Below are 25,336 nucleotides of genomic sequence, written 5' to 3' on the forward strand. Positions count from 1 at the left end.
CACCCCGGTCGTGTGTTTATTTGTATATACATATACAGACGTTTGCCTGCTCGGTAAACTCCGGCAATCTATGCATCTTTTCCCCCTGCAAGGATTCCCTGTGCCGACTCCGCCTGCCAAGTCTTCGCTGGCTGCCCACATGGACGAAAGTCCGGCGCCCTTGTATGCCCGCGTCAAACAGATGATCAGCCAGCAGATTCTCAACGGCAACTGGCCGCCCCATTACCGCGTGCCGTCGGAGAGCGAACTGGTCAGCCAGCTGGGTTTCAGCCGCATGACCATCAACCGCGCCCTGCGCGAGCTCACCGCTGAAGGTTTGTTGGTGCGCATGCAAGGTGTCGGCACCTTTGTCGCCGAGCCCAAGAGCCAGTCAGCCCTGTTCGAAGTGCACAATATCGCCGATGAGATCGCCTCCCGCGGTCATCGGCATACCTGCCAGGTCATCCACCTGGGCGAAGAGGCTGCCGGTTCCGAGCGCGCCGTCGCCTTGGAGATGCGTGAAGGCGGGCGCGTTTTCCATTCGTTGATCGTGCACTTCGAAAACGATATTCCCGTGCAAATCGAAGACCGTTTCGTCAACGCCCTGGTCGCGCCGGAATATCTGCAACAGGATTTCACCCAGCAAACGCCGTACGCCTACCTGAACCAAGTAGCGCCGCTGACCGAAGGCGAGCACGTGGTCGAAGCCATCCTTGCCGACGCTGCCGAGTGCAAGCTGCTGCAGATCGAACCCACCGAGCCGTGCCTGTTGATTCGCCGACGCACCTGGTCGGGCCGCCAGCCGGTGACCGCCGCGCGTTTGATCCACCCCGGTTCCCGTCACAGCCTGGAAGGACGCTTCAGTAAATGAGTTCCGTAAAAGTCTGGCGCGCCGCCGATTACGTACGCATGCCCTGGAAAAACGGCGGCGGCAGCACCGAAGAAATCACCCGTGATGCCGGTACAGGGCTGGATGGCTTTGGTTGGCGCTTGTCGATTGCAGATATCGCGGAATCCGGCGGCTTCTCTACTTTTGCCGGCTACCAGCGCGTGATCACCGTGATCCAGGGCGCCGGCATGGTGTTGACCGTAGACGGCGAAGAACAACGCGGGTTGTTACCGCTGCAAGCCTTTGCGTTCAAGGGTGACAGCCAGGTGTCATGCCGTTTGATCACCGGGCCGATCCGCGACTTCAACCTGATCTATTCGCCCCAGCGCTACCACGCACGGCTGCAATGGATCGATGGCGAACAGCGCTTCTTCAGCACCGCGCAGACGGTGCTGGTGTTCAGTGTTGCGGATGAAGTGAAGGTGCTGGGCCAGAAACTTGGTCATCACGACTGCCTGCAAGTGGACGGTAACACTGACCTGCTGGAGGTTGCCGTGAGTGGTCGCTGTTGCGTTATCGAACTGAGCAACCGCTGAGCGCTTGTATGACCGGCGCTCAGTCCGTGTGGGGAAATAGGTTTACTTAACGCACATCAGTTGAAAGCCCATCGAAGAATCGCCAGCGGGTTTGTTGTCCCCCACTTTCAGCGTTAAAACGTTGACGTAGTTGATCGCCGGGACGCTCCCCAACTTGGCGTGGCCGTAGAAAATGTGATCATTGGAGCTGACGTCCGTCACCGACACGGTGCAAAACCGTGGCGCGTCCTTGAACACTCCCGGCACAAACCTGACTTTGTAATCGGAGAAGTAATCAGCTTGGGCGGTGAGTTTCACGTCCTTGATCCACTTGGGTGACTGCGCAGTAACTTTTCCTGTTTTATCAAGGGTCGCAGTAAAGGTGGCGGCAATGGCTTGGACTGCAGCCATGCTGGTCGCCATGAGTACGATAAAAATGCCTGCCCGTTTTAGAGTGGTCACGATAAGTCTTCCATGGGTTGGGTGTGTGAAAGCCGACTCTAAACCACTGAATATACGAAAAAATCCGTTTTTGCTGGGCTACAGATAACTCAGAAAAATCGTCGTTGGGACGCGCCTTTTGCCTGGCAGGCCAGGCGCGCTATTTCACTGCTACGCATGCCCACCCTCGCTTCCCAACCGTGCGCACCATTTTGTTACCGAATGCCCCAATGCGGCGCAACGCTGCGTTGTGGTGACAAACCCCTCTCCCGGCAAGAAACGTCTGCAAGAAATTTCATCAAGCCTCAAAGCCTCAATTTCCAAGGCTTGCACACCCCTTTACAAAAAATCCCGATGACGCCTTTCTAAAGTTGGCCGCTTGATTGCATATGCTTGTATGTACAAGTAAAGATGTGTGCGTAAGACTCTCCTTCGCACCATCCATGTTCGCGCATCGTGCCGAGGAGTCCAGCAGTGACCGATTTTTCTAAAGCCAAGCCTACAAAATACCGCGACGTCGAAATCCGTGCCGCCCACGGTAACAAGCTCACCGCCAAAAGCTGGCTGACTGAAGCGCCGCTGCGCATGCTGATGAACAACCTCGACCCACAAGTGGCCGAGAACCCGAAAGAATTGGTGGTGTACGGCGGTATCGGCCGTGCGGCGCGCAACTGGGAGTGCTACGACCAGATCGTCGAGAGCCTCACTAACCTGAATGACGACGAAACCCTGCTGGTGCAATCCGGCAAGCCGGTCGGCGTGTTCAAGACCCACAGCAATGCCCCGCGTGTACTGATCGCCAACTCCAACCTGGTGCCGCACTGGGCCAGCTGGGAACACTTCAACGAACTGGATGCCAAGGGCCTGGCCATGTACGGCCAGATGACCGCTGGCAGCTGGATCTACATCGGCAGCCAGGGCATCGTCCAAGGCACCTACGAAACCTTCGTCGAAGCCGGTCGCCAGCATTACAACAGCGACCTGACTGGCCGTTGGGTACTCACCGCCGGTCTCGGCGGCATGGGCGGCGCGCAACCGTTGGCCGCAACCCTCGCCGGCGCGTGCTCGCTGAACATTGAGTGCCAGCAGGTCAGCATCGACTTCCGCCTCAACAGCCGCTACGTCGACGAACAAGCCACCGACCTCGACGATGCTTTGGCGCGTATCGCCAAGTACACCAAAGAAGGCAAGGCCATCTCCATTGCCCTGCTGGGTAACGCCGCAGAAATCCTGCCGGAACTGGTCAAGCGCGGCGTGCGCCCGGACATGGTCACCGACCAGACCAGCGCCCACGACCCACTCAACGGCTACCTGCCAGCCGGCTGGACCTGGGACGAATACCGCGCCCGCGCCAAGACCGAGCCGGCTGCTGTGATCAAGGCCGCCAAGCAGTCGATGGCTGTTCACGTCAAAGCCATGCTGGAATTCCAGAAACAAGGCATCCCGACCTTCGACTACGGCAACAACATCCGCCAGATGGCCCAGGAAGAAGGCGTGGAAAACGCCTTCGACTTCCCAGGTTTCGTCCCGGCCTATATCCGTCCACTGTTTTGCCGTGGCATCGGCCCGTTCCGTTGGGCGGCACTGTCCGGCGACCCACAAGACATCTACAAGACCGACGCCAAGGTCAAAGAACTGATCCCCGATGACGCTCACCTGCACAACTGGCTGGACATGGCGCGCGAGCGCATCAGCTTCCAGGGCCTGCCGGCGCGCATCTGCTGGGTGGGCCTGGGCCAGCGCGCCAAGCTCGGCCTGGCGTTCAACGAAATGGTACGCAGCGGCGAGCTGTCGGCACCGGTAGTGATCGGCCGTGACCACCTGGACTCCGGCTCGGTATCCAGCCCGAACCGCGAAACCGAAGCCATGCAGGACGGCTCCGACGCCGTGTCCGACTGGCCGCTGCTCAACGCCTTGCTCAACACCGCCAGCGGCGCGACCTGGGTTTCGCTGCACCACGGCGGCGGCGTGGGCATGGGCTTCTCCCAGCACTCCGGCATGGTCATCGTCTGCGACGGTACCGACGAAGCGGCCGAGCGTATTGCCCGAGTACTGCACAACGACCCGGCCACCGGGGTGATGCGTCACGCAGACGCCGGCTACCAGATCGCGATTGATTGCGCCAAGGAGCAGGGCTTGAACCTGCCGATGATCAAGTAAGCCAGCACCCCCCTGACAACAATCCATCAGAGGTTGAACATCCATGGCTGCAAATGACACCACCCCGTTGATCGAGAAACGTTCGATCGACTACATCCCGGAAGCGGAAAGACACGGTCGTCTATTGAGCCAGTTCACCCTGTGGATGGGTGCCAACCTGCAGATCACCGCGATTGTCACCGGGGCCTTGGCCGTGGTGCTGGGCGGTGATGTGTTCTGGTCGTTGATCGGCCTGTTGGTCGGTCAACTGATCGGCGGCGGCGTGATGGCGTTGCATGCGGCGCAAGGGCCCAAGCTGGGCCTGCCGCAGATGATCTCCAGCCGGGTGCAGTTTGGCGTGTATGGCGCCGCGATTCCGATCGTGTTGGTGTGCCTGATGTACCTCGGCTTCACCGCCACCGGCACGGTATTGTCCGGTCAGGCGCTGGGCCAGTTGTTTGGGGTCAGCGACAGCACCGGCATCTTGATTTTCGCCAGTGTCATCGTGCTGGTCACGGTGCTCGGTTATCGGGTGATCCACTTCATCGGTCGCGTTGCCAGCGTCATTGGCGTGATTGCCTTTGTCTACCTGTTCAGCCGTCTGATGAGCCAGACCGACGTGGGCGCACTCCTGCAGATCCGCCACTTCAGCTGGAGCAGTTTCCTGCTGGCGGTGTCGCTTGCGGCGTCCTGGCAGATCGCTTTCGGCCCTTACGTGGCGGACTACTCGCGCTATTTGCCGAGCAAGACCTCTTCGGTAAAAACCTTTCTCGCCGCCGGTGCCGGCTCGGTGATTGGCGCGCAGGTGGCGATGGTCCTCGGCGTATTTGCCGCGGCCATGTCCAACGGGCAATTCGCCGGTCACGAAGTGGCCTACATCGTCGGCTTGAGTGGCACTGGGGCCACTGCGGCGCTGCTGTATTTCAGCATCGCGTTCGGCAAGGTCACCATCTCTACGCTCAACTCCTACGGCAGCTTCATGTGCATCGCGACCATCATCAGCGGCTTCCGTGGCCGCCTGGAGGTCACGCGCTTGCAACGCCTGGTGTTCGTGCTGGCGATTGTCGGCACCGCGACCTTGATCGCCTTGCTCGGCCAGCATTCGTTCCTCGGTGCGTTCAAGTCTTTCATCCTGTTCCTGCTGGCGTTCTTCACGCCCTGGAGCGCGATCAACCTGGTGGACTACTACTGCATCACCCGTGAGCGTTATGACGTGCCGGCGCTGGCCGATCCGAACGGTCGCTACGGTCGCTGGAACCTGCTGGGGATCAGCGTGTACGTGTTCGGCGTGCTGGTGCAATTGCCGTTCATCTCCACCAAGTTCTACACCGGTCCTTTGGTGGCCGCGCTGGGTGATGTGGACATTTCCTGGATCATCGGTCTGGTACTGCCGGCAGCGCTGTATTACCTGTGTGCGAAAAAATGGCACGGCACGGTGCCCGATCAACTGATCCTGCCAACAGAGCAGGGCGCTATACCAAGAACAAACGGGCTGGCGACACAAGCCTGATGGGACGTGGACAGGGCAGGATGCCTACTGACTGCCGTAATCCATTTCAAGATTGGGAGCGTCACAACAATGAAAATGCATAAGACCCTGATGGCCACCCTGCTCTCTGCAGGTTTGCTGGCAAGCGCTGGCGCCCAGGCGGCCGGCTGGTGCGAATCCGGCAAGCCGGTGAAATTCGCAGGCCTGAACTGGGAAAGCGGCATGTTGCTCACCGACATCCTGCAAACCGTGCTGGAAAAAGGCTACGACTGCAAAACCGACAGCCTGCCGGGCAACTCCATCACCATGGAAAACGCCCTGAGCAGCAACGACATCCAGATCTTCGCCGAAGAGTGGGTGGGCCGCAGTGAGGTCTGGAACAAGGCCGAGAAGGCCGGCAAAGTCGTCGGCGTCGGCGCCCCGGTAGTCGGTGCCATCGAAGGCTGGTACGTGCCGCGTTATGTGATCGAAGGCGATGCCAAACGCAAGCTGGAAGCCAAGGCCCCCGACCTGAAAAACATTGCTGACCTGGCCAAGTACGCCTCGGTGTTCAAGGACCAGGAAGAGCCCTCCAAAGGCCGTTTCTACAACTGCCCGGCCGGTTGGACCTGCGAGCTGGACAACAGCGAAATGCTGAAAAGCTACGGCCTGGAAAATTCCTACACCAACTTCCGCCCAGGCACCGGCCCGGCGTTGGATGCAGCGGTGTTGTCGAGCTACAAGCGTGGCGAGCCGATCCTGTTCTACTACTGGTCGCCCACCCCGCTGATGGGCCAGGTCGACCTGGTCAAGCTGGAAGAAAAACCCGGTGTGGATAAGAGCGTGAGCATCAAGGTCGGCCTGTCCAAGACCTTCCACGAGCAAGCCCCGGAACTGGTGGCCGTGCTGGAAAAGGTCAACCTGCCGATCGACCTGCTGAACCAGAACCTGGGTCGCATGGCCAAGGAGCGAATTGAGTCGCCAAAACTGGCGAAAATTTTCCTCAAGGAACATCCTGAAGTCTGGCACGCCTGGGTGAGCGACGACGCAGCCAAGAAAATCGACGCGGCCTTGTAGGTCAAGCGTGCCCGGCTACCCTGAGGGGCAGCTGGGCGCCTGGCCACAACCCACTGGATCGAGAGCACGATATGTTTCCTGAGAGTTTTACGTTTTCCATCGCCGACTGGGTCAACGGTTGGGTGGACTCATTGGTCACCAACTACGGTGATGTGTTCCGGCACATTTCCGACACCCTGCTATGGGCCATCGTCAACCTGGAAGGGCTGCTGCGCGCAGCGCCCTGGTGGCTGATGCTGGCCATCGTCGGCGGCGTCGCCTGGCACGCCACCCGCAAGGTGGTGACCACGGCGGTGATCGTCGGTTTGCTGTTCTTGGTGGGCGCGGTTGGCCTGTGGGACAAGCTGATGCAGACCCTGGCCTTGATGATGGTCGCCACGGTGATTTCGGTGCTGATCGGCATTCCACTGGGCATTCTGTCCGCACGCAGCAATCGCCTGCGCTCGGTGCTGATGCCACTGCTCGACATCATGCAGACCATGCCGAGTTTCGTGTACCTGATCCCCGTGCTGATGCTGTTCGGTCTGGGCAAGGTCCCGGCGATTTTCGCCACCGTGATCTACGCCGCGCCGCCGCTGATCCGCCTCACCGACTTAGGGATTCGCCAGGTCGACGGCGAAGTCATGGAAGCCATCAACGCCTTTGGTGCCAACCGCTGGCAGCAACTGTTCGGCGTGCAACTGCCGCTGGCGTTGCCGAGCATCATGGCCGGGATCAACCAGACCACCATGATGGCGCTGTCGATGGTGGTGATCGCCTCGATGATCGGCGCCCGAGGCTTGGGTGAAGACGTGCTCGTCGGCATCCAGACCCTCAACGTCGGCCGTGGCCTCGAAGCCGGGCTGGCGATTGTGATTCTCGCAGTGGTCATCGACCGCATTACCCAGGCCTATGGTCGTCCACGGCATGAGGCGAGCAAATGACTACTGTCAGCAAAATCGAAGTTAAAAACGTCTTCAAGATCTTCGGCGCCCGCTCCAAGGATGCGCTGTCGCTGATCGGCCAGGGCAAGACCAAGGACCAGGTGCTGGCCGAGACCGGCTGCGTGGTCGGCGTTAACGATTTGTCTCTGAGCATCGGCACTGGCGAGATCTTCGTGATCATGGGCCTGTCGGGTTCCGGCAAGTCCACGCTGGTGCGTCACTTCAACCGCTTGATCGACCCCACCAGCGGCGCGATCCTGGTGGACGGCGAAGACATCCTGCAACTGGACATGGAAGCCCTGCGCCAATTTCGTCGGCACAAGATCAGCATGGTGTTCCAGAGCTTCGGCCTGCTGCCCCACAAGAGCGTGCTCGACAACGTCGCCTACGGCCTGAAAGTGCGTGGCGAAACCAAGCAGGTCTGCGCCGAACGCGCCCTGCACTGGATCGAAACCGTGGGCCTCAAGGGCTACGAAAACAAATACCCGCACCAGCTCTCCGGCGGCATGCGCCAGCGCGTCGGCCTGGCCCGCGCCTTGGCGGCCGACACCGACATCATCCTGATGGACGAGGCTTTCAGTGCACTCGACCCACTGATCCGCGCCGAGATGCAGGACCAGTTGCTGGAGCTGCAAAAGACCCTGCACAAAACCATCGTGTTCATCACCCACGACCTCGACGAGGCCGTGCGCATCGGCAACCGCATTGCGATCCTCAAGGACGGCAAGCTGATCCAGGTCGGCACCCCTCGGGAGATCCTGCATTCGCCGGCGGATGAATATGTGGATCGGTTCGTTCAGCGGCGGGCGGCGGTGGTCTGATCCGAATTATGTGGTGAACCGGCTGGCGCTATCGCGGGCAAGCCCGGCTCCCACATTTGAAGTGTGTGAACCCGATCAAATGTGGGAGCGGGCTTGCCCGCGAATAGGCCGGTAAAGCTGCACAAGAATTGAAGAAGGTATGAAGATGTCCCAGGCAACAAAAATTACCATCGCCGATACGCCACTGCGCTGGCAGGACGTCGTCGCCGTCGCCCGCCACGGCGCGGTGCTTGAACTCTCGGGCCAGGCCTGGGCGCGCATCGACAATGCCCAGGCCATCGTGCAACGCATTGTCACCAGCGGTGAGCGCGCCTATGGCGTGAACACCGGCCTGGGCGCGCTGTGCAATGTGTCGCTTGCGGGTGAGCAACTCAGCCAGCTGTCGCGCAATACCTTGTTGAGCCATGCCTGTGGCGTTGGCCCGGTGTTGAGCGACGAGCAGACCCGCGCGATCATCTGCGCGGCGATCATCAACTACAGCCACGGCAAATCCGGCCTGCATCCGCAGGTGGTGCACTCGTTGCTGGCGTTGCTCAACCACGGCATCACACCGCAAGTGCCGTCCCAGGGTTCGGTGGGTTACCTGACCCACATGGCCCATGTGGGCGTGGCCTTGTTGGGCGTGGGCAATGTGAGTTACCGAGGCCGCATCGTTCCGGCTCAAGAGGCGTTAAGCGCGGAAGGTTTGCACCCGGTCGTGCTCGGCGCCAAGGACGGCCTGTGCCTGGTCAACGGCACGCCGTGCATGACCGGCCTGAGCTGCCTCGCCCTGGCCGACGCCCATCACTTGCTGCAGTGGGCCGACGTGATCGGCGCCATGAGTTTTGAAGCCCAGCGCGGCCAGATCGACGCGTTTGACGAAGAGATCATCGCCTTAAAACCGCACCCTGGCATGCAACACGTCGGCATCAACCTGCGCGCCTTGCTCGATGGCAGTGAAGTGATCGCCAGCAGCAAGGGCATTCGCACCCAGGACGCCTTGAGCATCCGTTCGATCCCGCAGATCCACGGCGCGGCCCGCGACCAGGTGGAGCACGCCACCCGCCAGATAGAGACCGAACTTAACAGCGCCACCGACAACCCGCTGGTACTCGGCACGCCGGACCATTACCGCGTGGTGTCCCAGGCCAACCCCCACGGACAATCCGTGGCTCTGGCGGCGGACATGCTCGCCATCGCCATGGCCGAGATCGGCTCGGTGGCCGAACGCCGCCTGGACCGCTTGATCAACCCGCACGTCAGCGGCTTGCCGGCGTTTCTGGTGAGCAACCCTGGGGTCAACTCCGGGATGATGATCGTGCAGTACGTCGCCGCTTCGCTGTGTGGGCAAAACCGCCAATTGGCTCAACCAGCGGTGCTCGACAACTTTGTCACCTCGGGCTTGCAGGAAGACCACCTGAGCATGGGCACCAATGCCGCGCTCAAGCTGCACCAGGTGTTGGCCAACGTGACGCAGATCCTCGCCATCGAGTACTTGCTGGCGGCCCAGGCGTTCGAGTTCCTCAAGGACCAACGCTTTGGCGCTGGCACTGACCGCGCCTGGCGCCTGTTGCGTGAAGTGGTCCCGGCCTACGAGCAGGACCGCTGGCTGGCGCCGGACATTGCGGCCGCTGCCCAACTGCTCAAAAGCACCGACTTACCGAATTTGCACTGAAGCCTTATTCAAAAGAACAATTCAAAAGGAGTATGAATGTGACTGCGCTAAACCTGATTCCAGGCCAACTGAGCCTTGCCCAACTGCGAGCCATCTACCAGCAGCCGGTAACCCTCAGTCTGGATGACAGCGCCACGACGCAGATCGACGCCAGTGTTGCTTGCGTGGAGCAGATTCTCGCCGAGAACCGCACCGCCTACGGCATCAACACCGGTTTCGGCCTGCTGGCCTCGACCCGCATCGCAAGTGTTGACCTGGAAAACCTCCAGCGTTCCCTGGTGCTGTCCCACGCCGCCGGTGTCGGTGAGCCGATCAGCGATGCGCTGGTGCGGCTGGTCATGGTACTCAAGGTCAACAGCCTCAGCCGTGGGTTCTCCGGGATCCGCCGGCAGGTGATCGACGCGCTGATCGCGCTGATCAACGCCGAGGTGTACCCGCATATTCCGCTGAAAGGTTCAGTCGGTGCGTCCGGCGACCTGGCGCCCTTGGCGCACATGTCCCTGGTGCTGCTGGGCGAAGGCAAGGCGCGCTACAAGGGCGAATGGCTGGAAGCCACCGAAGCGCTGAAGGTCGCCGGCCTGACGCCGCTGACCCTCGCCGCCAAAGAAGGCCTGGCGCTGCTCAACGGCACCCAGGTGTCCACCGCGTACGCCCTGCGTGGCCTGTTCGAAGGCGAAGACCTGTTCGCCGGTGCCCTGGCATGTGGCGCGCTCACCGTGGAAGCGGTGCTGGGTTCGCGCTCACCGTTCGACGCACGCATTCATGCCGCACGCGGCCAGCGTGGGCAGATCGATTCGGCGGCGGCCTATCGTCACCTGCTGGGTGAAAGCAGCCAGGTGTCTCAGTCGCACCAGAACTGCGACAAGGTTCAGGACCCGTATTCGCTGCGTTGCCAGCCGCAAGTCATGGGCGCGTGCCTGACGCAATTCCGCCAGGCCGCCGAGGTGCTGGTGGTAGAAGCCAACGCCGTATCGGATAACCCGCTGGTCTTTGCCGCCGAAGGTGACGTGATTTCCGGCGGTAACTTCCACGCCGAACCGGTGGCCATGGCGGCCGACAACATGGCGCTGGCCATCGCTGAAATCGGTTCGCTCAGCGAGCGTCGTATCTCGCTGATGATGGATAAGCACATGTCGCAATTGCCGCCGTTCCTGGTGGGCAATGGCGGTGTGAACTCCGGCTTCATGATCGCCCAGGTGACTGCCGCCGCGCTCGCCAGCGAGAACAAGGCGCTGGCCCATCCCCATAGCGTCGACAGTCTGCCGACCTCGGCCAATCAGGAAGACCACGTTTCGATGGCCCCGGCTGCGGGCAAGCGGCTGTGGGAAATGGCCGAGAACACCCGTGGCGTTCTCGCCGTGGAGTGGCTGGCCGCGTGCCAGGGCCTGGACCTGCGCGAAGGCCTGAAAACCTCGCCTGCGCTGGAAAAAGCGCGCGGGATTCTGCGCGATAAAGTGGCGTTCTATGAGAAGGACCGTTTCTTTGCACCGGACATCAACGCCGCCAGCGAGTTGTTGGCCAGCCGCTGCCTGAATGAGCTGGTGCCGGCCAAGCTGCTGCCGAGTCTCTAAGGCTGACGCAGATCCAGGTGGGAGCTGGCTTGCCTGCGATAGCTATCTGTCAGTTAAAAAGTGGGTGACTGATACACCGCCATCGCAGGCAAGCCAGCTCCCACAGTTGAGCGTTCGCAGCGCAAAACTTTCTCAGGATAAAAATAATTAGGGACGAGAAATGCATCAGGAAAAGGGTTTGAAACGCGGGCTCAGCGCCCGACATATTCGCTTCATGGCACTCGGTTCCGCGATCGGCACCGGGCTGTTCTATGGCTCTGCCTCCGCCATCCAAATGGCCGGCCCGGCCGTGCTGCTGGCCTACCTGATCGGCGGCGCCGCCGTGTTCATGGTGATGCGCGCCCTCGGCGAAATGGCCGTGCACAATCCGGTTTCCGGCTCCTTCGGCCAGTACGCCAGCACTTACCTTGGCCCTATGGCCGGGTTCGTCCTCGGGTGGACCTACGCCTTTGAAATGATCATCGTCTGCCTGGCCGACGTCACCGCCTTCGGTATCTACATGGGCTTCTGGTTTCCCGACGTCGCGCGTTGGGTCTGGGTGCTCGGCATTGTGTTTTTGATCGGCGGCCTGAACCTGTGCAACGTCAAAGTGTTTGGCGAAATGGAGTTCTGGCTGTCGCTGCTCAAGGTCGGCGCCATCGTGGCGATGATCCTCGGCGGGTTCGGCATCATGCTGTTTGGCATTCATTCGGCCGGTGAAACCCAGGCCAGCGGCCTCAGCAACCTGTGGGCCCACGGCGGCTTCATGCCTAATGGCATCGGCGGCCTGATCGCCTCGTTCGCGGTGGTGATGTTCGCCTTTGGCGGCATCGAAATCATCGGCATCACCGCCGGCGAAGCCAAGGACCCACAGCGCGTGATCCCCAAGGCGATCAACGCGGTGCCGCTGCGCATCCTGTTGTTCTACGTGCTGACCTTGTTTGTGCTGATGGCCATTTATCCATGGCCGCAAATCGGCAGCCAGGGCAGCCCGTTTGTGCAGATCTTCAGCAACTTGGGCATCGGCTCGGCGGCGACCATTCTCAATATCGTGGTGATCTCGGCGGCCGTTTCGGCGATCAACAGCGACATCTTCGGCGCCGGCCGCATGATGTACGGCCTGGCCCAGCAAGGGCAGGCGCCCAAAGGCTTTGCGCAGTTGTCCAAGCACGGCGTGCCGTGGATGACCGTGGTGGTGATGGGCGCGGCGCTGCTCGGCGGTGTGGTGCTCAACTACCTGATCCCGGAAAACGTGTTCCTGCTGATCGCCTCGATTGCCACCTTCGCCACCGTGTGGGTGTGGCTGATGATCCTGTTCACCCAGGTCGCCATGCGCCGTTCGATGACTAAAGAGCAGGTGGCCGAACTGAAATTCCCCGTGCCGTTCTGGCCCTATGCGCCGGCGGCCGCCATTGTGTTCATGCTGTTCGTGTTTGGCGTGTTGGGTTACTTCCCGGACACCCAGGCCGCTTTGCTGGTCGGTGCTGTGTGGATCGTGCTGCTGGTGGTGGCTTACCTGCTGTGGGTCAAGCCCGCTGCCGGGCAAGCGGCCAAGGTCCATTACGACCCGGCTTTGTCTCATCGTTAATCTAGGGAGGCGTTGATGAAAACGCTTTGGCAACACTGCCACGTCGCAACCATGGCACAGGGCAAATACTCGATCATCGAGGATGCCGCCATGGTGACCGTCGGTTCGCTCATCGAGTGGATCGGCCCCCGCAGCCAGGCGCCCACGGCGGATTACGCCCAGGTGCATGACCTGCAAGGCGCGTGGGTCACCCCCGGGCTGATCGACTGCCACACCCACACGGTGTTCGGCGGCAACCGCAGCGGCGAGTTCGAGCAACGCCTCGAAGGCGTGAGCTACGCCGAGATCGCGGCCAAGGGCGGCGGTATTGCCAGCACCGTGCGCGCCACCCGTGCCGCGACGGAAGATGAGCTGTTTGCCAGCGCTGAAAAACGCCTGCGCAGTCTGCTACGCGATGGCGTGACCACCGTGGAGATCAAGTCCGGCTACGGTCTGGACCTGGCCAACGAACGCAAGATGCTGCGCGTCGCCCGTCGCCTCGGTGAAGCGCTGCCGGTCAGCGTGCGCGCCACGTGCCTGGCGGCCCACGCTTTGCCGCCGGAATACAAGGACCGCGCCGACGACTACATCGAGCACATCTGCGCCGAAATGCTGCCGGCCTTGGCGGCGGAAGGGCTGGTGGACGCGGTGGATGCGTTTTGTGAATACCTGGCGTTTTCCACCGAGCAGGTGGAGCGCGTGTTCAAGGTTGCCCGGCAACTCGGCCTGCCGGTGAAACTGCACGCCGAGCAACTCTCGTCGCTGCACGGCTCCAGCCTGGCGGCGCGCTACCAGGCGCTGTCGGCGGACCACCTGGAGTTCATGACCGAAGAAGACGCCATCGCCATGGCCGCTGCCGGCACCGTCGCGGTGCTGCTGCCGGGCGCGTTCTACTTCCTGCGCGAAACCCAGTTGCCGCCGATGGACGCCCTGCGCAAGCACGGCGTGAAAATCGCCATCGCCAGCGACCTCAACCCCGGCACCTCGCCGGCGCTGTCGGTGCGCCTGATGCTGAACATGGCCTGCACACTGTTCCGCATGACCCCGGAAGAAGCCTTGGCGGGCGCCACTCAACATGCGGCGACCGCACTGGGCATGGGCGACAGCCACGGCTCCCTTGAAGTGGGCAAGGTCGCGGACTTCGTCGCCTGGCAGATTGATCGTCCTGCCGACCTGGCCTATTGGCTGGGCGGCGAGCTGGATAAACGCGTCGTGCGCCATGGCGTCGACGTCACTGTTTGAGGAGTACTGTTCGTGGATAAGGTTCTGAACTTCAAACAAGGCCGTGTGCCGCTGCTGATCAGCATGCCCCACGCCGGCCTGCGCCTGACGCCTGCTGTCGAGGCGGGGTTGATTCCCGAGGCGCAAAGCCTGCCGGACACCGATTGGCATATCCCCACGCTGTATGACTTTGCCGAGGAACTGGGTGCCAGCACTTTGTCGGCAGAATATTCCCGATTTGTGATCGACCTGAACCGGCCATCCGACGACAAGCCGCTGTATGTCGGCGCCACCACCGGGCTGTATCCGGCGACGCTGTTCGACGGCGTACCCTTGTTCCGCGAGGGGCTGGAGCCGAACGAGACCGAGCGCGCCAGTTACTTGCAGAAAATTTGGGGCCCGTATCACCGCACGCTGCAGGAAGAACTGGCGCGGCTCAAGGCCGAGTTCGGCTACGCCTTGCTGTTCGATGCGCACTCGATCCGCTCGGTCATCCCGCATCTGTTTGAAGGCAAACTGCCGGACTTCAACCTTGGCACCTTCAACGGCGCCGCCTGTGATCCGGAGCTGGCCAGCCAGTTGGAAGCCGTTTGCGCGGCGTATCCGCAGTACACCCATGTCTTGAACGGGCGTTTCAAGGGCGGCCATATCACCCGGCATTACGGTGACCCGGCCCAGGATATCCACGCGGTGCAGCTGGAGCTGTGCCAGAGCGCCTATATGGAAGAGTTCGAGCCGTTCCGGTATCGAGCGGATCTGGCCAAGCCGACGCGGGTGGTGCTGAAGCAATTGCTCGAAGGGTTGTTAGCCTGGGGGCAACAGCGTTACGGCTGAAATAGCCATCGCAGGCAAGCCAGCTCCCACATTGGATCGCGTTTACACGGTCAAAATGTGGGAGCGGGCTTGCCCGCGATGACGGCCGCACAGTCGCCCCAGTGCAACTGCCCGTCGCCCCAGTTCGTGTTGACCCAGGCCCCACTGGTTAAGGTTGTGGAATAACAACAGCCAAGTGAGACCGCCCCCATGCAAAAAACCTTGTTGAGCCTTATCGGCGCCGCACTGTTCAGTGCACACGCCATGGCCGCCGAACCGGCCTCCTGCAAGAACATCCGCATGGGCGTGGTCAGTTGGACCGACGTGGTCGCCACTTCCGGCATGGCCGACGTGCTGCTCAATGGCCTCGGCTACGACAGCAAGCAGACCAGCGCCGTGCAGCAGATCATCTTTGCCGGCATCCGCGACAAGCGCCTGGATATCTTCCTCGGTTACTGGAAACCGGCGATGGACAACAACATCGCGCCGTTCCTGGCGGCCAAGCAGGTCAAAGTATTCGATACACCGAGCCTCGCCGACGCCCAGGCCACCCTGGCCGTGCCGCAATACGTGGCGGATGCGGGTTTGAAGACCTTCGCCGATATCGCCCGCTTCAAGGACAAGCTCGGCGGCAAGATCTATGGCATCGAGCCGGGCAGCGGTGCCAACACCGATATCCAGAAAATGATCGACACCAACCGCTTCGGCCTTGGCGGCTTCAAGTTGGTTGCCTCCGGTGAAGCCGGGATGCTGGCAGCGGTGCAGCGCGCGGTGAATCGCAAGGAATTCGTGGTGTTCGTCGGTTGGACCCCGCACCCGATGAACATCAATATGAAAATGGCCTATCTCACCGGCAGTGAAGACGTATTCGGCCCCGACGAAGGCCGCGCCACCGTCTCCACCGTCACCGCGCCGGATTTTGCCGAGCGCTGCCCCAACGCCAATCGCCTGTTGGAAAACCTCACCTTCACTGCCGCCCAGGAAAGCCAGTTGATGGTGCCGATCATGGAGCGCAAATCGCCGCAGGACGTGGCCAAGCAATGGCTGCGTGATCACCCCGAGGATTTGCAGCGCTGGCTGGCTGGGGTCAAGGCGTTCGATGGCAGCGATGGGGCGGCGGCAGTGCAGGCGAGTCTTAAATGAGTCGATACCCGATCTCGCCAGAACTGGCAGCGTTCGTGGAGAAGACGGAGTCCTTCACCAGCGACGACTCGTCGCTGGCGGGGTTGCGCCAAAACTATGACCGCATGTGCCGGACATTCACCCCGGCGAAACCCGAAGGCTTGCAGGTCGAGGACTTGACCTTGGCTGGCGTCGGCGTGCGCAGTTATCTGCCGGCCTCGCCGGCTCCTGCTGATGGCTGGCCTTGCCTCCTTTATATGCATGGCGGCGGTTGGGTCGTCGGCGGGCTGGATTCCCACGATTTCATCTGCTTCGAACTGGCTACGACGTTGCAGGTGTTGGTGATCGCCATCGATTACCGGCTGGCGCCCGAACACCCGTTCCCGGCCGCTTATGAGGATTGTCGCGCCGTGTGGCACGCCATCCAGGCGAGGCACGCGCCGTATGCCATCGACCTTCGGCGCCTGGTGGTCATGGGCGACAGTGCAGGCGGCAACCTGGCGGCAGCATTGTGTATGGGATTACGTGACGACGGGCAACCGTTACCGCGAGCCCAGGTCTTGATCTATCCGGGGTTGGGCGGCCCCTGCGACTTGCCATCGCGGCGTGACTGCATGGACGCGCCCTTGCTCAGCAGCGCCGACACCGATGGCTACCTGGCGCTGTACCTGCAGGGCGGCGGCAAACCGTCGCCCTACGCCATGCCGCTGCTGGCCGCAGACTTCAGCGGTTTGCCCAAGGCGTTCATCGCCGTGGCCCAGTTCGACCCGCTGCGCGACGACGGCATGCTCTACGCCGAACGTCTGCAGGCGGCAGGCGTGGCCGCCGTGCTGTATCCCGGCAAAGGCCTGGTACACGGCTGCCTGCGGGCGCGGCGGCAAGCGCCGGAAGTGGACCGGCTCTACGACTACCTGCTGGACTACCTGGGGAGCGAAGGGCTGACACAGGTCTAAGTGCTCTAGGACATGCTCATTGCACAATTCGGGTTTATAGTGCCAGACGGCAAAATAAAAGACGTCCCCCCAGGGATGAACCCGACCCCTTACGGAGCGCGCAATGCAGACTTGGTTCCCGCAGATCAAACCCCACGCCCGGCACGATCTGGCCGTCGATGACATCCACACGCTGTACGTCGATGAAAGTGGCTCCCCCGAAGGCTTGCCCGTCGTCTTTATCCATGGTGGCCCGGGTTCCGGTTGTGATGCCCAGAGCCGTTGCTATTTCGACCCTAACCTGTACCGCATCGTCACCTTCGACCAGCGTGGCTGCGGGCGCTCCACCCCGCGCGCCAGCCTGGAAAACAACACCACCTGGGACCTGGTCGCCGACCTTGAGCGCATCCGCGAGCACCTGGGCATCGACAAATGGGTGCTGTTCGGCGGTTCGTGGGGCTCGACCCTGTCACTGGCCTACGCGCAAACCCATCCCGAGCGTGTGCTCGGCCTGATCGTGCGCGGCATTTTCCTGGCCCGGCCGCAGGACATCCATTGGTTCTACCAGGAAGGCGCGAGCCGCCTGTTCCCGGACTACTGGCAGGACTACATCGCGCCGATCCCGCCGGAAGAGCGTCACGACATGATCGCGGCCTACCACAAACGCCTCACCGGCAACGACCAGATCGCCCAGATGCACGCGGCCAAGGCCTGGTCCGGTTGGGAAGGGCGCATGCTCGGCCTGTGCCCGAGCCCGCAGCATGTGGAGCGGTTTTCCGAGCCACAACGCGCCCTGTCCATCGCGCGGATCGAGTGCCACTACTTCACCAACAATTCGTTCCTGGAGCCCAACCAGCTGATCCGCGATATGCACAAGATCGCCCATCTGCCTGGCGTAATCATTCACGGGCGCTACGATATGATTTGCACTTTGGATAACGCTTGGGAGTTGCACCAGGCGTGGCCCAACAGTGAGTTGCAGGTGATTCGCGAGGCCGGCCATGCCGCGTCCGAACCCGGCATCACCGATGCCTTGGTGCGGGCGACCAGCCAGATGGCACGTCGATTGCTCGACCTGCCGCCCGAAGAAGCATGAAGGGCCTGCTGCAACGGGTGCGCGGCGCCCGGGTCGAGGTCGCGGGCGAAATCGTCGGCGCCATCGACCAGGGGTTGCTGGTGCTGGTGGCCGTCGAGCCTGCGGATACGCCGGAGAGTGCCGATAAGCTGTTACACAAGCTGTTGAACTATCGGGTGTTCAGCGACGACGAAGGCAAGATGAACCGGTCGTTGAAGGATATCGACGGCGGTTTGCTGCTGGTGTCGCAGTTCACCTTGGCGGCGGATACCAAGAGCGGGCTGCGGCCAAGCTTCTCCACAGCGGCCCCGCCGGCTCTGGGAGCGGCGCTTTTTGATCACTTGCTGTTACAAGCGCAACAATTGCATGGCAAGGTGGCGTCGGGGCGTTTTGGCGCCGATATGCAGGTGCATTTGGTCAATGATGGCCCTGTGACCTTCCTCTTGCAGACGTGAATGTATTAAAAACGACTTTTAATGCCTAAAAACGCAGGGTTTCGCTACAAATACTTCGTTATCCCTGATGCGTTGTTTCGCGGGCTACTAGATAATCGCGCGCTACGGGGATCAGCGTTGTTTGGTCCATTTTTGACTTAGGTAGAGACTTGTCCGACAACCCATGGGGAATCATTTTGCCCCAGGGGAGTCGGAACAATGCTCGCCAACCTGGCATATAGATAGCTGGCCGTTGGTTTTTTGATCTGTTTTCGGCGAGGGTTGCTCGTGATTGTTAGTCCCTGTAATGCACCAAAATTGTCTGCCAAACGGTTACGAAACGCACTGGTGACGGGCTCCGCCCTGTTTTGCCTGTTCGGCGCGGGTCAACTGTGGGCATTCAGTCTGGATGATGTGTCGGCCAAGGCAAAAGAGCTGGCCGGGCAGAAATACGAAGCTCCGCGCAGCAATCTGCCGAACGAATTCCGCGAAATGAAGTTCGCGGACTACCAGAAGATTCGTTTCCGCAACGAAAAAGCCGAGTGGGCCGATCAAAACACCCCGTTCAAGCTGTCCTTCTATCACCAGGGTATGCACTTCGATACACCGGTGAAAATCAACGAAGTCACCGCCGACAGCGTCCAGGAAATCAAATACGACCCGACACGCTTCGATTTTGGCGACGTGAAGTTTGATCCCAAAGCCACCGAACAGTTGGGTTATGCCGGCTTCCGTGTGCTGTACCCGATCAACAAGGCCGACAAACAAGACGAAATCATGACCATGCTGGGCGCGAGCTACTTCCGCGTGGTCGGCAAGGGCCAGGCGTACGGCCTGTCTGCCCGTGGCATGGCGATCGACACCGCATTGCCGTCCGGCGAAGAATTCCCGCGTTTCACCGAGTTCTGGATCGAGCGTCCAAAGCCGGGTGAGAAACAACTGGTGATCTTTGCACTGCTGGACTCCCCACGGGCGACCGGCGCGTATCGCCTGATCCTGCGTCCGGGCACCGACACCATTGTCGACGTGAAATCCCAGATGTTCCTGCGCGACAAGGTCAGCAAACTGGGCGTTGCCCCGTTGACCAGCATGTACCTGTTCGGCGCGAACCAGCCTTCCAAAGTGCTCAACTACCGTCGTGAGCTGCACGATTCCAGCGGCCTGTCGATCCATGCCGGCAACGGCGAGTGGATCTGGCGCCCGCTGAACAACCCTAAACACCTGTCGGTCAGCAACTTCACCGTAGAGAACCCGAAAGGTTTCGGCCTGCTGCAACGCGGTCGCGACTTCAGCCACTACGAAGACCTCGACGACAACTACGACAAGCGCCCAAGCGCCTGGATCGAGCCTGAAGGCGACTGGGGCAAAGGCACCGTCAACCTGGTGGAAATCCCGACGGCTGACGAAACCAACGACAACATCGTTGCATTCTGGAGCCCGGAAAAACTGCCGGAAGTGGGCCAGCCGCTCGACGTTGCCTACCGCCTGCACTGGACCATGGACGAAAAATCCCTGCACCCAAGCGACAGCGCCTGGGTCAAGCAGACCCTGCGTTCTACCGGTGACGTGAAGCAATCCAACCTGATCCGCCAGCCTGACGGCAGCGTGGCCTACCTGGTGGACTTCGAGGGCCCGTCCCTCAAGGCCCTGCCGTCGGATGCCCCGGTGCGCAGCCAGGTGAGTGTCGGCGACAACGCCGAACTGGTTGAGAACAGCGTGCGCTACAACGAACACACCAAAGGCTGGCGCCTGACCCTGCGTATGAAGATCAAGGACGCAGGCAAGCCGACCGAAATGCGCGCTGCGCTGGTGCAGGACGTTCCGCCACCGGCTCCTGAGCAGGACTCGAGCCACGTGCTCAAGGCCGACAAGGTCCTGGCCAAGCAACACGAGAAGCAGGCCAAGAAAGACGCCAAAGACAAGGAAGCCAAGCAGCCAGAAGCTGCCCCAGCCACGCCGGAGCCGATCAAGACCGAACAAGTCCTGACCGAAACCTGGAGCTATCAGTTGCCTGCCGATGAGTAATTCTCAAGTCCAGCCAGAAACTCTGCAGGAGTATCTGGCGCATCTACCGATGACCGCTGAGCAGCGCGCCGAATTGGCGGGCTGCACATCCTTCACCGAGTTGCACGAACGCTTGTCGTCCTCGACCTTCGACGCGCCGGTCGACGCCGCCCAGGCGTCGGTTGGCACGCGGTTGACCCTCAACACGGCCGAAGAGCTGCAAGACGCCGAAATGCTGGCGCTCGACGCCGCTGGCCGTGTGTGCCTGAAGGCCACGCCGCCAATCCGTCGTACCCGTGTGGTGCCGGAGCCGTGGCGCACCAATATCCTGGTGCGCGGCTGGCGCCGACTCACCGGGCGCAGCAATCCTCCGGCCCCGCCGAAGGATGAGCGTGTATTGCCGGCCGCGCGCTGGCGTACCGTCGGTTCGATCCGTCGTTATATCCTGCTGGTGCTGATGCTCGGCCAGACCATCGTGGCTGGCTGGTACATGAAAGGCATCATGCCGTACCAGGGCTGGTCGCTGGTCGACTTCGACGAAATCCGCAACCAGACCCTGCTGCAAACCGCCACCCAGGTACTGCCATACGCTTTGCAAACCAGCATCCTGATCATGTTCGGGATCCTGTTCTGCTGGGTGTCGGCCGGTTTCTGGACCGCGTTGATGGGCTTCCTGGAATTGCTGACTGGTCACGATAAATACCGGATCTCCGGTAAAAGTGCTGGTGACGAGCCGATTCCGAAAGACGCCCGTACCGCGCTGGTGATGCCGATATGCAACGAAGACGTGCCTCGGGTATTCGCCGGTTTGCGCGCCACGTTCGAATCGGTCGCCGCCACCGGTGACCTGGACCGCTTCGACTTCTTCGTACTCAGCGACAGTAATGACGCCGACATCTGCATCGCCGAACAGCAAGCCTGGCTCGACGTGTGCCGCGAAGCCGGTGGCTTCGGCAAGATCTTCTATCGCCGCCGCCGCCGTCGCGTAAAGCGCAAGAGCGGCAACCTCGACGACTTCTGCCGTCGTTGGGGCGGTGACTACAAGTACATGGTCGTGCTCGACGCGGACAGCGTGATGAGCGGCGAATGCCTGACCAGTCTGGTGCGATTGATGGAAGCCACGCCGGATGCCGGGATCATCCAGACCGCGCCGCGTGCGTCGGGCATGGACACCCTGTATGCGCGCATGCAGCAGTTCGCTACCCGCGTGTATGGCCCGCTGTTCACCGCCGGCTTGCACTTCTGGCAGCTGGGTGAATCCCACTACTGGGGTCACAACGCAATCATCCGCATGAAGCCGTTCATCGAGCACTGCGCCCTGGCGCCGTTGCCGGGCAAAGGCGCGTTCGCCGGTTCCATCCTGTCCCACGACTTCGTCGAAGCGGCGCTGATGCGCCGTGCCGGCTGGGGCGTGTGGATTGCCTACGATTTGCCGGGCAGCTACGAAGAGCTTCCGCCGAACCTGCTGGACGAACTCAAGCGTGACCGCCGCTGGTGCCACGGCAACCTGATGAACTTCCGCCTGTTCCTGGTCAAGGGCATGCACCCGGTGCACCGTGCGGTGTTCCTGACCGGCGTGATGTCCTACCTGTCGGCGCCGTTGTGGTTCCTGTTCCTGGTGCTGTCCACGGCCCTGCTGGCGGTGAACACCCTGATGGAACCGCAGTACTTCATGGCGCCACGCCAGTTGTACCCGCTGTGGCCGCAATGGCATCCGGACAAGGCGGTGGCGCTGTTCTCCACCACCATCGTGCTGCTGTTCCTGCCGAAACTGCTGAGCATCATCCTGATCTGGGCCAAGGGCGCGAAAGAGTTCGGCGGCAAGTTCAAGGTGACGTTGTCGATGCTGCTGGAGATGCTGTTCTCCATGCTGCTGGCGCCGGTGCGGATGATCTTCCACACCCGCTTCGTACTCGCCGCGTTCCTCGGCTGGGCCGCAACCTGGAACTCGCCGCAGCGTGACGACGACTCCACCCCATGGAGCGAAGCGGTCAAGCGCCACGGTCCGCAAACCGTATTGGGCTTCCTGTGGGCCCTGCTGGTGGTGTGGTTGAACCCGAGCTTCCTGTGGTGGCTGGTGCCGATCGTGGGGTCGCTGATGCTGTCGATCCCGGTGTCGGTGATCTCCAGCCGTGTCGGGTTGGGCCTCAAGTCCCGCGACGAGAGCCTGTTCCTGATCCCCGAGGAATACAATCCGCCGCAAGCGTTGCTGTCGACCGAGCAGTACACCCACGAAAACCGTTGGCACGCGCTGAACGATGGCTTCGTGCGCTCGGTGGTCGACCCGCAGCAGAACGCCCTGGCCTGCGCCTTGGCGACCTCGCGTCACCGTGAAGCGGAGCCGATCGAGTACCTGCGTACCGAACGTGTGCGTCACGCGTTGAAAGTCGGCCCGGCCGGCCTCAACAACGGTGAACGCCTGGCCCTGTTGAGCGACCCGGTCGCCCTGGCTCGCCTGCATGAGCACGTCTGGAACGAAGGCCATGCCGAGTGGCTCGCCGCCTGGCGTGACTCGATCAAGGCTGATCCACACGCGCCGTTGCTACCGTTGCAACCGCTGTCGTCCCAGGCCCAACCGGCCTGATTCAGACGCCCCCGAGGGTTCTCCTCGGGGGCGTTCCAAGCGCTGGTCCTACGGCGTTTTTCGCTCCTTCCTGTCCCCTGCTAACCTCCTGTTTTTTCGAAACAAAAGTCCCTCGTCCAAGGCATATTGCCGTGCCCGTGACTGAGTTAGCATCGCCCCGGATTTGGACTTGCCACAGGGGTATTCATGAGCAAAGGCTATTGTTTGGCGCTGCTGCTAAGCGCTGCCGCATTGATTCACATGGGGTTGGCGCAGGCCGGCGCGATTGACGACGCCGTACGACGCGGCGTGCTGAAGGTCGGCACCACACCCACCTATGTGCCTTTCGAAATGACCGACAAACAGGGGCGAATCATCGGCTTTGAAATTGACCTGCTCAACGTCATGAGCCAAGCACTGGGTGTGCAACTTGAGCTGGTCGCGGTGCCCTACACCGAGCTGGTGGTGGGGTTGCAGGCGAAGAAATTCGACCTGATCGGCAGCGGCATGACGGTCACCCAGGAGCGCAACCTCAAGCTGAACTTCAGCGATTCGTTCATTGTGGTCGGCCAGTCCGTGCTGTTGCACCCGAGCCTGGCGGGCAAGGTCAGCAGTGTCGAAGACCTGGACGACGCCAGCTACCGGATCGCCACCACCGAAGGCACCACTGGCGAGCTGGCGGCGCGACGGTTTCTAGGGGCGGCCCGACTCAGTAGCTTCTCCACACCGGAGGAAGGAGTACGCCAAGTGGTACAGGGCAAGGCAGATGCTTTTATTTATGACGCGCCCTACAACCTGATCGCCCTGAACCGCCCGGAAAACACCACGCTACTGGCGCTTGAGCAACCGTTCACCTTCGAACCCCTGGCGTTTGGCTTGAAAAAAGGCGATTTCGACAGCCTCAACTGGATCAACCATTTTCTCAACCAGATTGCCCAGGACGGCACCTACGATCGTCTTCATGATAAGTGGTTTAAAGACACCGCCTGGCTGGCGGAGATCGACTGAAAGTCATAACTGCTTACACATCAAGCCGTTGCTTCCATCGACCTTGCACGTGTCTACATCTGCCCTTTGCTGCGCGGTTGTGGGGCTTTTCCGACATACGCCGACAACAAATAGCCTTGAAACCTTTGTGACAGCAGGCGAGTGGGTTAGGATCGCACCCCGAAATGGTGCAGCCCGTTTGCGCGCCGACCTCATAAGAATCGTTCAGGGGACTTGATGATGAAAAAGTATCTTTCGATGCTGCTGCTTGGCGTCACCGCGCTGGTCGCGGTCAATGCGGCCCAGGCCGGTGCCATCGATGATGCGGTCAAGCGCGGCACGCTGAAAGTCGGCATGGACCCGACCTACATGCCGTTCCAGATGACCAACAAGCGCGGCGAAATCATCGGTTTCGAAGTGGACATCCTCAAGGCCATGGCCAAGTCCATGGGCGTCAAGTTCGAGCCGATCTCCACCGGCTACGACGGCATCATCCCGGCCCTGCTGACCAACAAGTTCGACATGATCGGCAGCGGCATGACCCTGACCCAGGAACGCAACCTGCGCCTGAACTTCAGCGAACCCTTCATCGTGGTCGGCCAGACCCTGCTGATCCGCAAGGAATTGGAAGGCACCATCAAGTCCTACAAAGACCTGAACGACGAGAAATACCGCCTGACCTCCAAGCTCGGTACCACCGGCGAAATGGTGGCCAAGAAGCTGATCTCCAAGGCCAAGTACCACGGCTATGACAACGAGCAGGAAGGCGTGCTGGACGTGGTCAACGGCAAGGCCGATGCCTTTGTGTACGACGCGCCGTACAACGTTGTGGCCGAGAAAAAGGTCGGTAACGGCAAGCTGGTCTACCTGGAAGAACCCTTCACCTTCGAACCCCTGGCGTTCGGCCTGAAGAAAGGCGACTACGACAGCATCAACTTCATCAACAACTTCCTGCACCAGATCCGCAACGACGGCACCTACGATCGCATCCATGACAAGTGGTTCAAGAGCTCCGAGTGGCTCAAGGACATGGAATAAGGCTTTAGACCGAGTTGCCTGTATCGCAGGCAAGCCAGCTCCCACCTTTGACGGTGTTCACAAATCAAAATGTGGGAGCGGGCTTGCCCGCGATGGCGGCCTCACAGGCAACACAAATCGCGGA

21 protein-coding genes are annotated in these 25,336 nt (G+C 61.2%); 20 read left to right on the plus strand and 1 reads right to left on the minus strand.

Features of this window, described 5'->3' with window-relative positions:
* The first annotated feature begins 139 nt into the window (after positions 1-139).
* Together hutC and ACP7BX_RS19545 are read left to right on the plus strand one after the other, a co-directional pair.
* Positions 140-850 (plus strand): histidine utilization repressor, encoded by a 711-nt coding sequence (gene hutC / locus ACP7BX_RS19540; protein WP_232920667.1) that lies wholly within the window; start codon positions 140-142, stop codon positions 848-850.
* Positions 847-1,404, plus strand: a complete 558-nt coding sequence (locus tag ACP7BX_RS19545; protein WP_426129419.1) for a HutD/Ves family protein — start codon at positions 847-849, stop codon at positions 1,402-1,404. The genes hutC and ACP7BX_RS19545 overlap by 4 nt, the downstream gene beginning before the upstream one ends.
* Before the next feature lie 42 nt (positions 1,405-1,446).
* On the opposite strand, the gene ACP7BX_RS19550 is transcribed toward ACP7BX_RS19545, so the two are convergent.
* Positions 1,447-1,845 (minus strand): hypothetical protein, encoded by a 399-nt coding sequence (locus ACP7BX_RS19550; protein ID WP_426129417.1) that lies wholly within the window; start codon positions 1,843-1,845, stop codon positions 1,447-1,449.
* A 453-nt stretch (positions 1,846-2,298) separates the two neighbouring features.
* On the opposite strand from ACP7BX_RS19550, the gene hutU reads away from it, so the two are divergent.
* The 18 genes from hutU (at position 2,299) to ACP7BX_RS19640 (ending at position 25,212) form a co-directional block, all read left to right on the plus strand.
* The gene (gene hutU / locus ACP7BX_RS19555) at positions 2,299-3,984 is read left to right on the plus strand and encodes a urocanate hydratase (protein WP_016979142.1); all 1,686 of its coding nucleotides are present in this window, start codon (positions 2,299-2,301) and stop codon (positions 3,982-3,984) included.
* Between the two features lie 43 nt (positions 3,985-4,027).
* Positions 4,028-5,473: a cytosine permease gene (locus ACP7BX_RS19560; protein WP_314524550.1), complete on the plus strand. Its 1,446-nt coding sequence runs from the start codon at positions 4,028-4,030 to the stop codon at positions 5,471-5,473.
* 69 nt (positions 5,474-5,542) lie between these two features.
* A complete protein-coding gene (locus ACP7BX_RS19565; RefSeq protein WP_033897718.1) occupies positions 5,543-6,508 on the plus strand; it encodes an ABC transporter substrate-binding protein in 966 nt (321 codons plus the stop codon).
* Between the two features lie 71 nt (positions 6,509-6,579).
* A complete protein-coding gene (locus ACP7BX_RS19570; RefSeq protein ID WP_028615386.1) occupies positions 6,580-7,431 on the plus strand; it encodes an ABC transporter permease in 852 nt (283 codons plus the stop codon).
* Positions 7,428-8,252, plus strand: a complete 825-nt coding sequence (locus ACP7BX_RS19575; protein ID WP_050572407.1) for a quaternary amine ABC transporter ATP-binding protein — start codon at positions 7,428-7,430, stop codon at positions 8,250-8,252. Before ACP7BX_RS19570 ends, ACP7BX_RS19575 begins: the two co-directional genes overlap by 4 nt.
* 145 nt (positions 8,253-8,397) lie before the next feature.
* Positions 8,398-9,906: a histidine ammonia-lyase gene (gene hutH / locus ACP7BX_RS19580; RefSeq protein ID WP_426129414.1), complete on the plus strand. Its 1,509-nt coding sequence runs from the start codon at positions 8,398-8,400 to the stop codon at positions 9,904-9,906.
* A 32-nt stretch (positions 9,907-9,938) separates the two neighbouring features.
* On the plus strand, positions 9,939-11,477 hold the full coding sequence (gene hutH / locus ACP7BX_RS19585) for a histidine ammonia-lyase (RefSeq protein ID WP_426129412.1): 1,539 nt from the start codon (positions 9,939-9,941) through the stop codon (positions 11,475-11,477).
* 160 nt (positions 11,478-11,637) lie between these two features.
* Entirely contained in the window at positions 11,638-13,044 is a 1,407-nt protein-coding gene (locus tag ACP7BX_RS19590; RefSeq protein WP_314524557.1) for an amino acid permease, read from the plus strand.
* Between the two features lie 15 nt (positions 13,045-13,059).
* On the plus strand, positions 13,060-14,265 hold the full coding sequence (hutI, locus tag ACP7BX_RS19595) for an imidazolonepropionase (RefSeq protein WP_269132589.1): 1,206 nt from the start codon (positions 13,060-13,062) through the stop codon (positions 14,263-14,265).
* Positions 14,266-14,277: 12 nt separating this feature from the next.
* Positions 14,278-15,078, plus strand: a complete 801-nt coding sequence (gene hutG, locus ACP7BX_RS19600; RefSeq protein WP_426129409.1) for an N-formylglutamate deformylase — start codon at positions 14,278-14,280, stop codon at positions 15,076-15,078.
* Between the two features lie 189 nt (positions 15,079-15,267).
* The gene (locus ACP7BX_RS19605) at positions 15,268-16,200 is read left to right on the plus strand and encodes a choline ABC transporter substrate-binding protein (RefSeq protein WP_426129407.1); all 933 of its coding nucleotides are present in this window, start codon (positions 15,268-15,270) and stop codon (positions 16,198-16,200) included.
* The gene (locus ACP7BX_RS19610; RefSeq protein ID WP_426129405.1) at positions 16,197-17,132 is read left to right on the plus strand and encodes an alpha/beta hydrolase; all 936 of its coding nucleotides are present in this window, start codon (positions 16,197-16,199) and stop codon (positions 17,130-17,132) included. The genes ACP7BX_RS19605 and ACP7BX_RS19610 overlap by 4 nt, the downstream gene beginning before the upstream one ends.
* A 103-nt stretch (positions 17,133-17,235) precedes the next feature.
* Positions 17,236-18,207, plus strand: coding sequence for a prolyl aminopeptidase (gene pip, locus ACP7BX_RS19615; protein WP_033897725.1), 972 nt, complete (start codon positions 17,236-17,238; stop codon positions 18,205-18,207).
* Positions 18,204-18,641 carry a D-aminoacyl-tRNA deacylase gene (gene dtd / locus ACP7BX_RS19620; RefSeq protein ID WP_033897726.1) on the plus strand — a complete coding sequence of 146 codons (438 nt, stop codon included), beginning with the start codon at positions 18,204-18,206 and terminating at the stop codon, positions 18,639-18,641. Before pip ends, dtd begins: the two co-directional genes overlap by 4 nt.
* Positions 18,642-18,908: 267 nt before the next feature.
* Complete coding sequence (locus ACP7BX_RS19625; RefSeq protein ID WP_314524565.1) at positions 18,909-20,645, plus strand: glucan biosynthesis protein G; 1,737 nt, start codon at positions 18,909-18,911, stop codon at positions 20,643-20,645.
* Positions 20,638-23,208, plus strand: coding sequence for a glucans biosynthesis glucosyltransferase MdoH (gene mdoH / locus ACP7BX_RS19630; protein ID WP_038844768.1), 2,571 nt, complete (start codon positions 20,638-20,640; stop codon positions 23,206-23,208). The genes ACP7BX_RS19625 and mdoH overlap by 8 nt, the downstream gene beginning before the upstream one ends.
* A 186-nt stretch (positions 23,209-23,394) precedes the next feature.
* Positions 23,395-24,195, plus strand: a complete 801-nt coding sequence (locus ACP7BX_RS19635) for a transporter substrate-binding domain-containing protein (protein ID WP_426129402.1) — start codon at positions 23,395-23,397, stop codon at positions 24,193-24,195.
* Between the two features lie 219 nt (positions 24,196-24,414).
* Positions 24,415-25,212, plus strand: coding sequence for a transporter substrate-binding domain-containing protein (locus ACP7BX_RS19640; RefSeq protein WP_025999974.1), 798 nt, complete (start codon positions 24,415-24,417; stop codon positions 25,210-25,212).
* Positions 25,213-25,336 lie beyond the last annotated feature (124 nt).

It is taken from the genome of Pseudomonas sp. DWP3-1-3b3 (assembly GCF_049896305.1).
GTDB classification, from domain to species: Bacteria; Pseudomonadota; Gammaproteobacteria; order Pseudomonadales; family Pseudomonadaceae; genus Aquipseudomonas; species Aquipseudomonas azotoformans_A.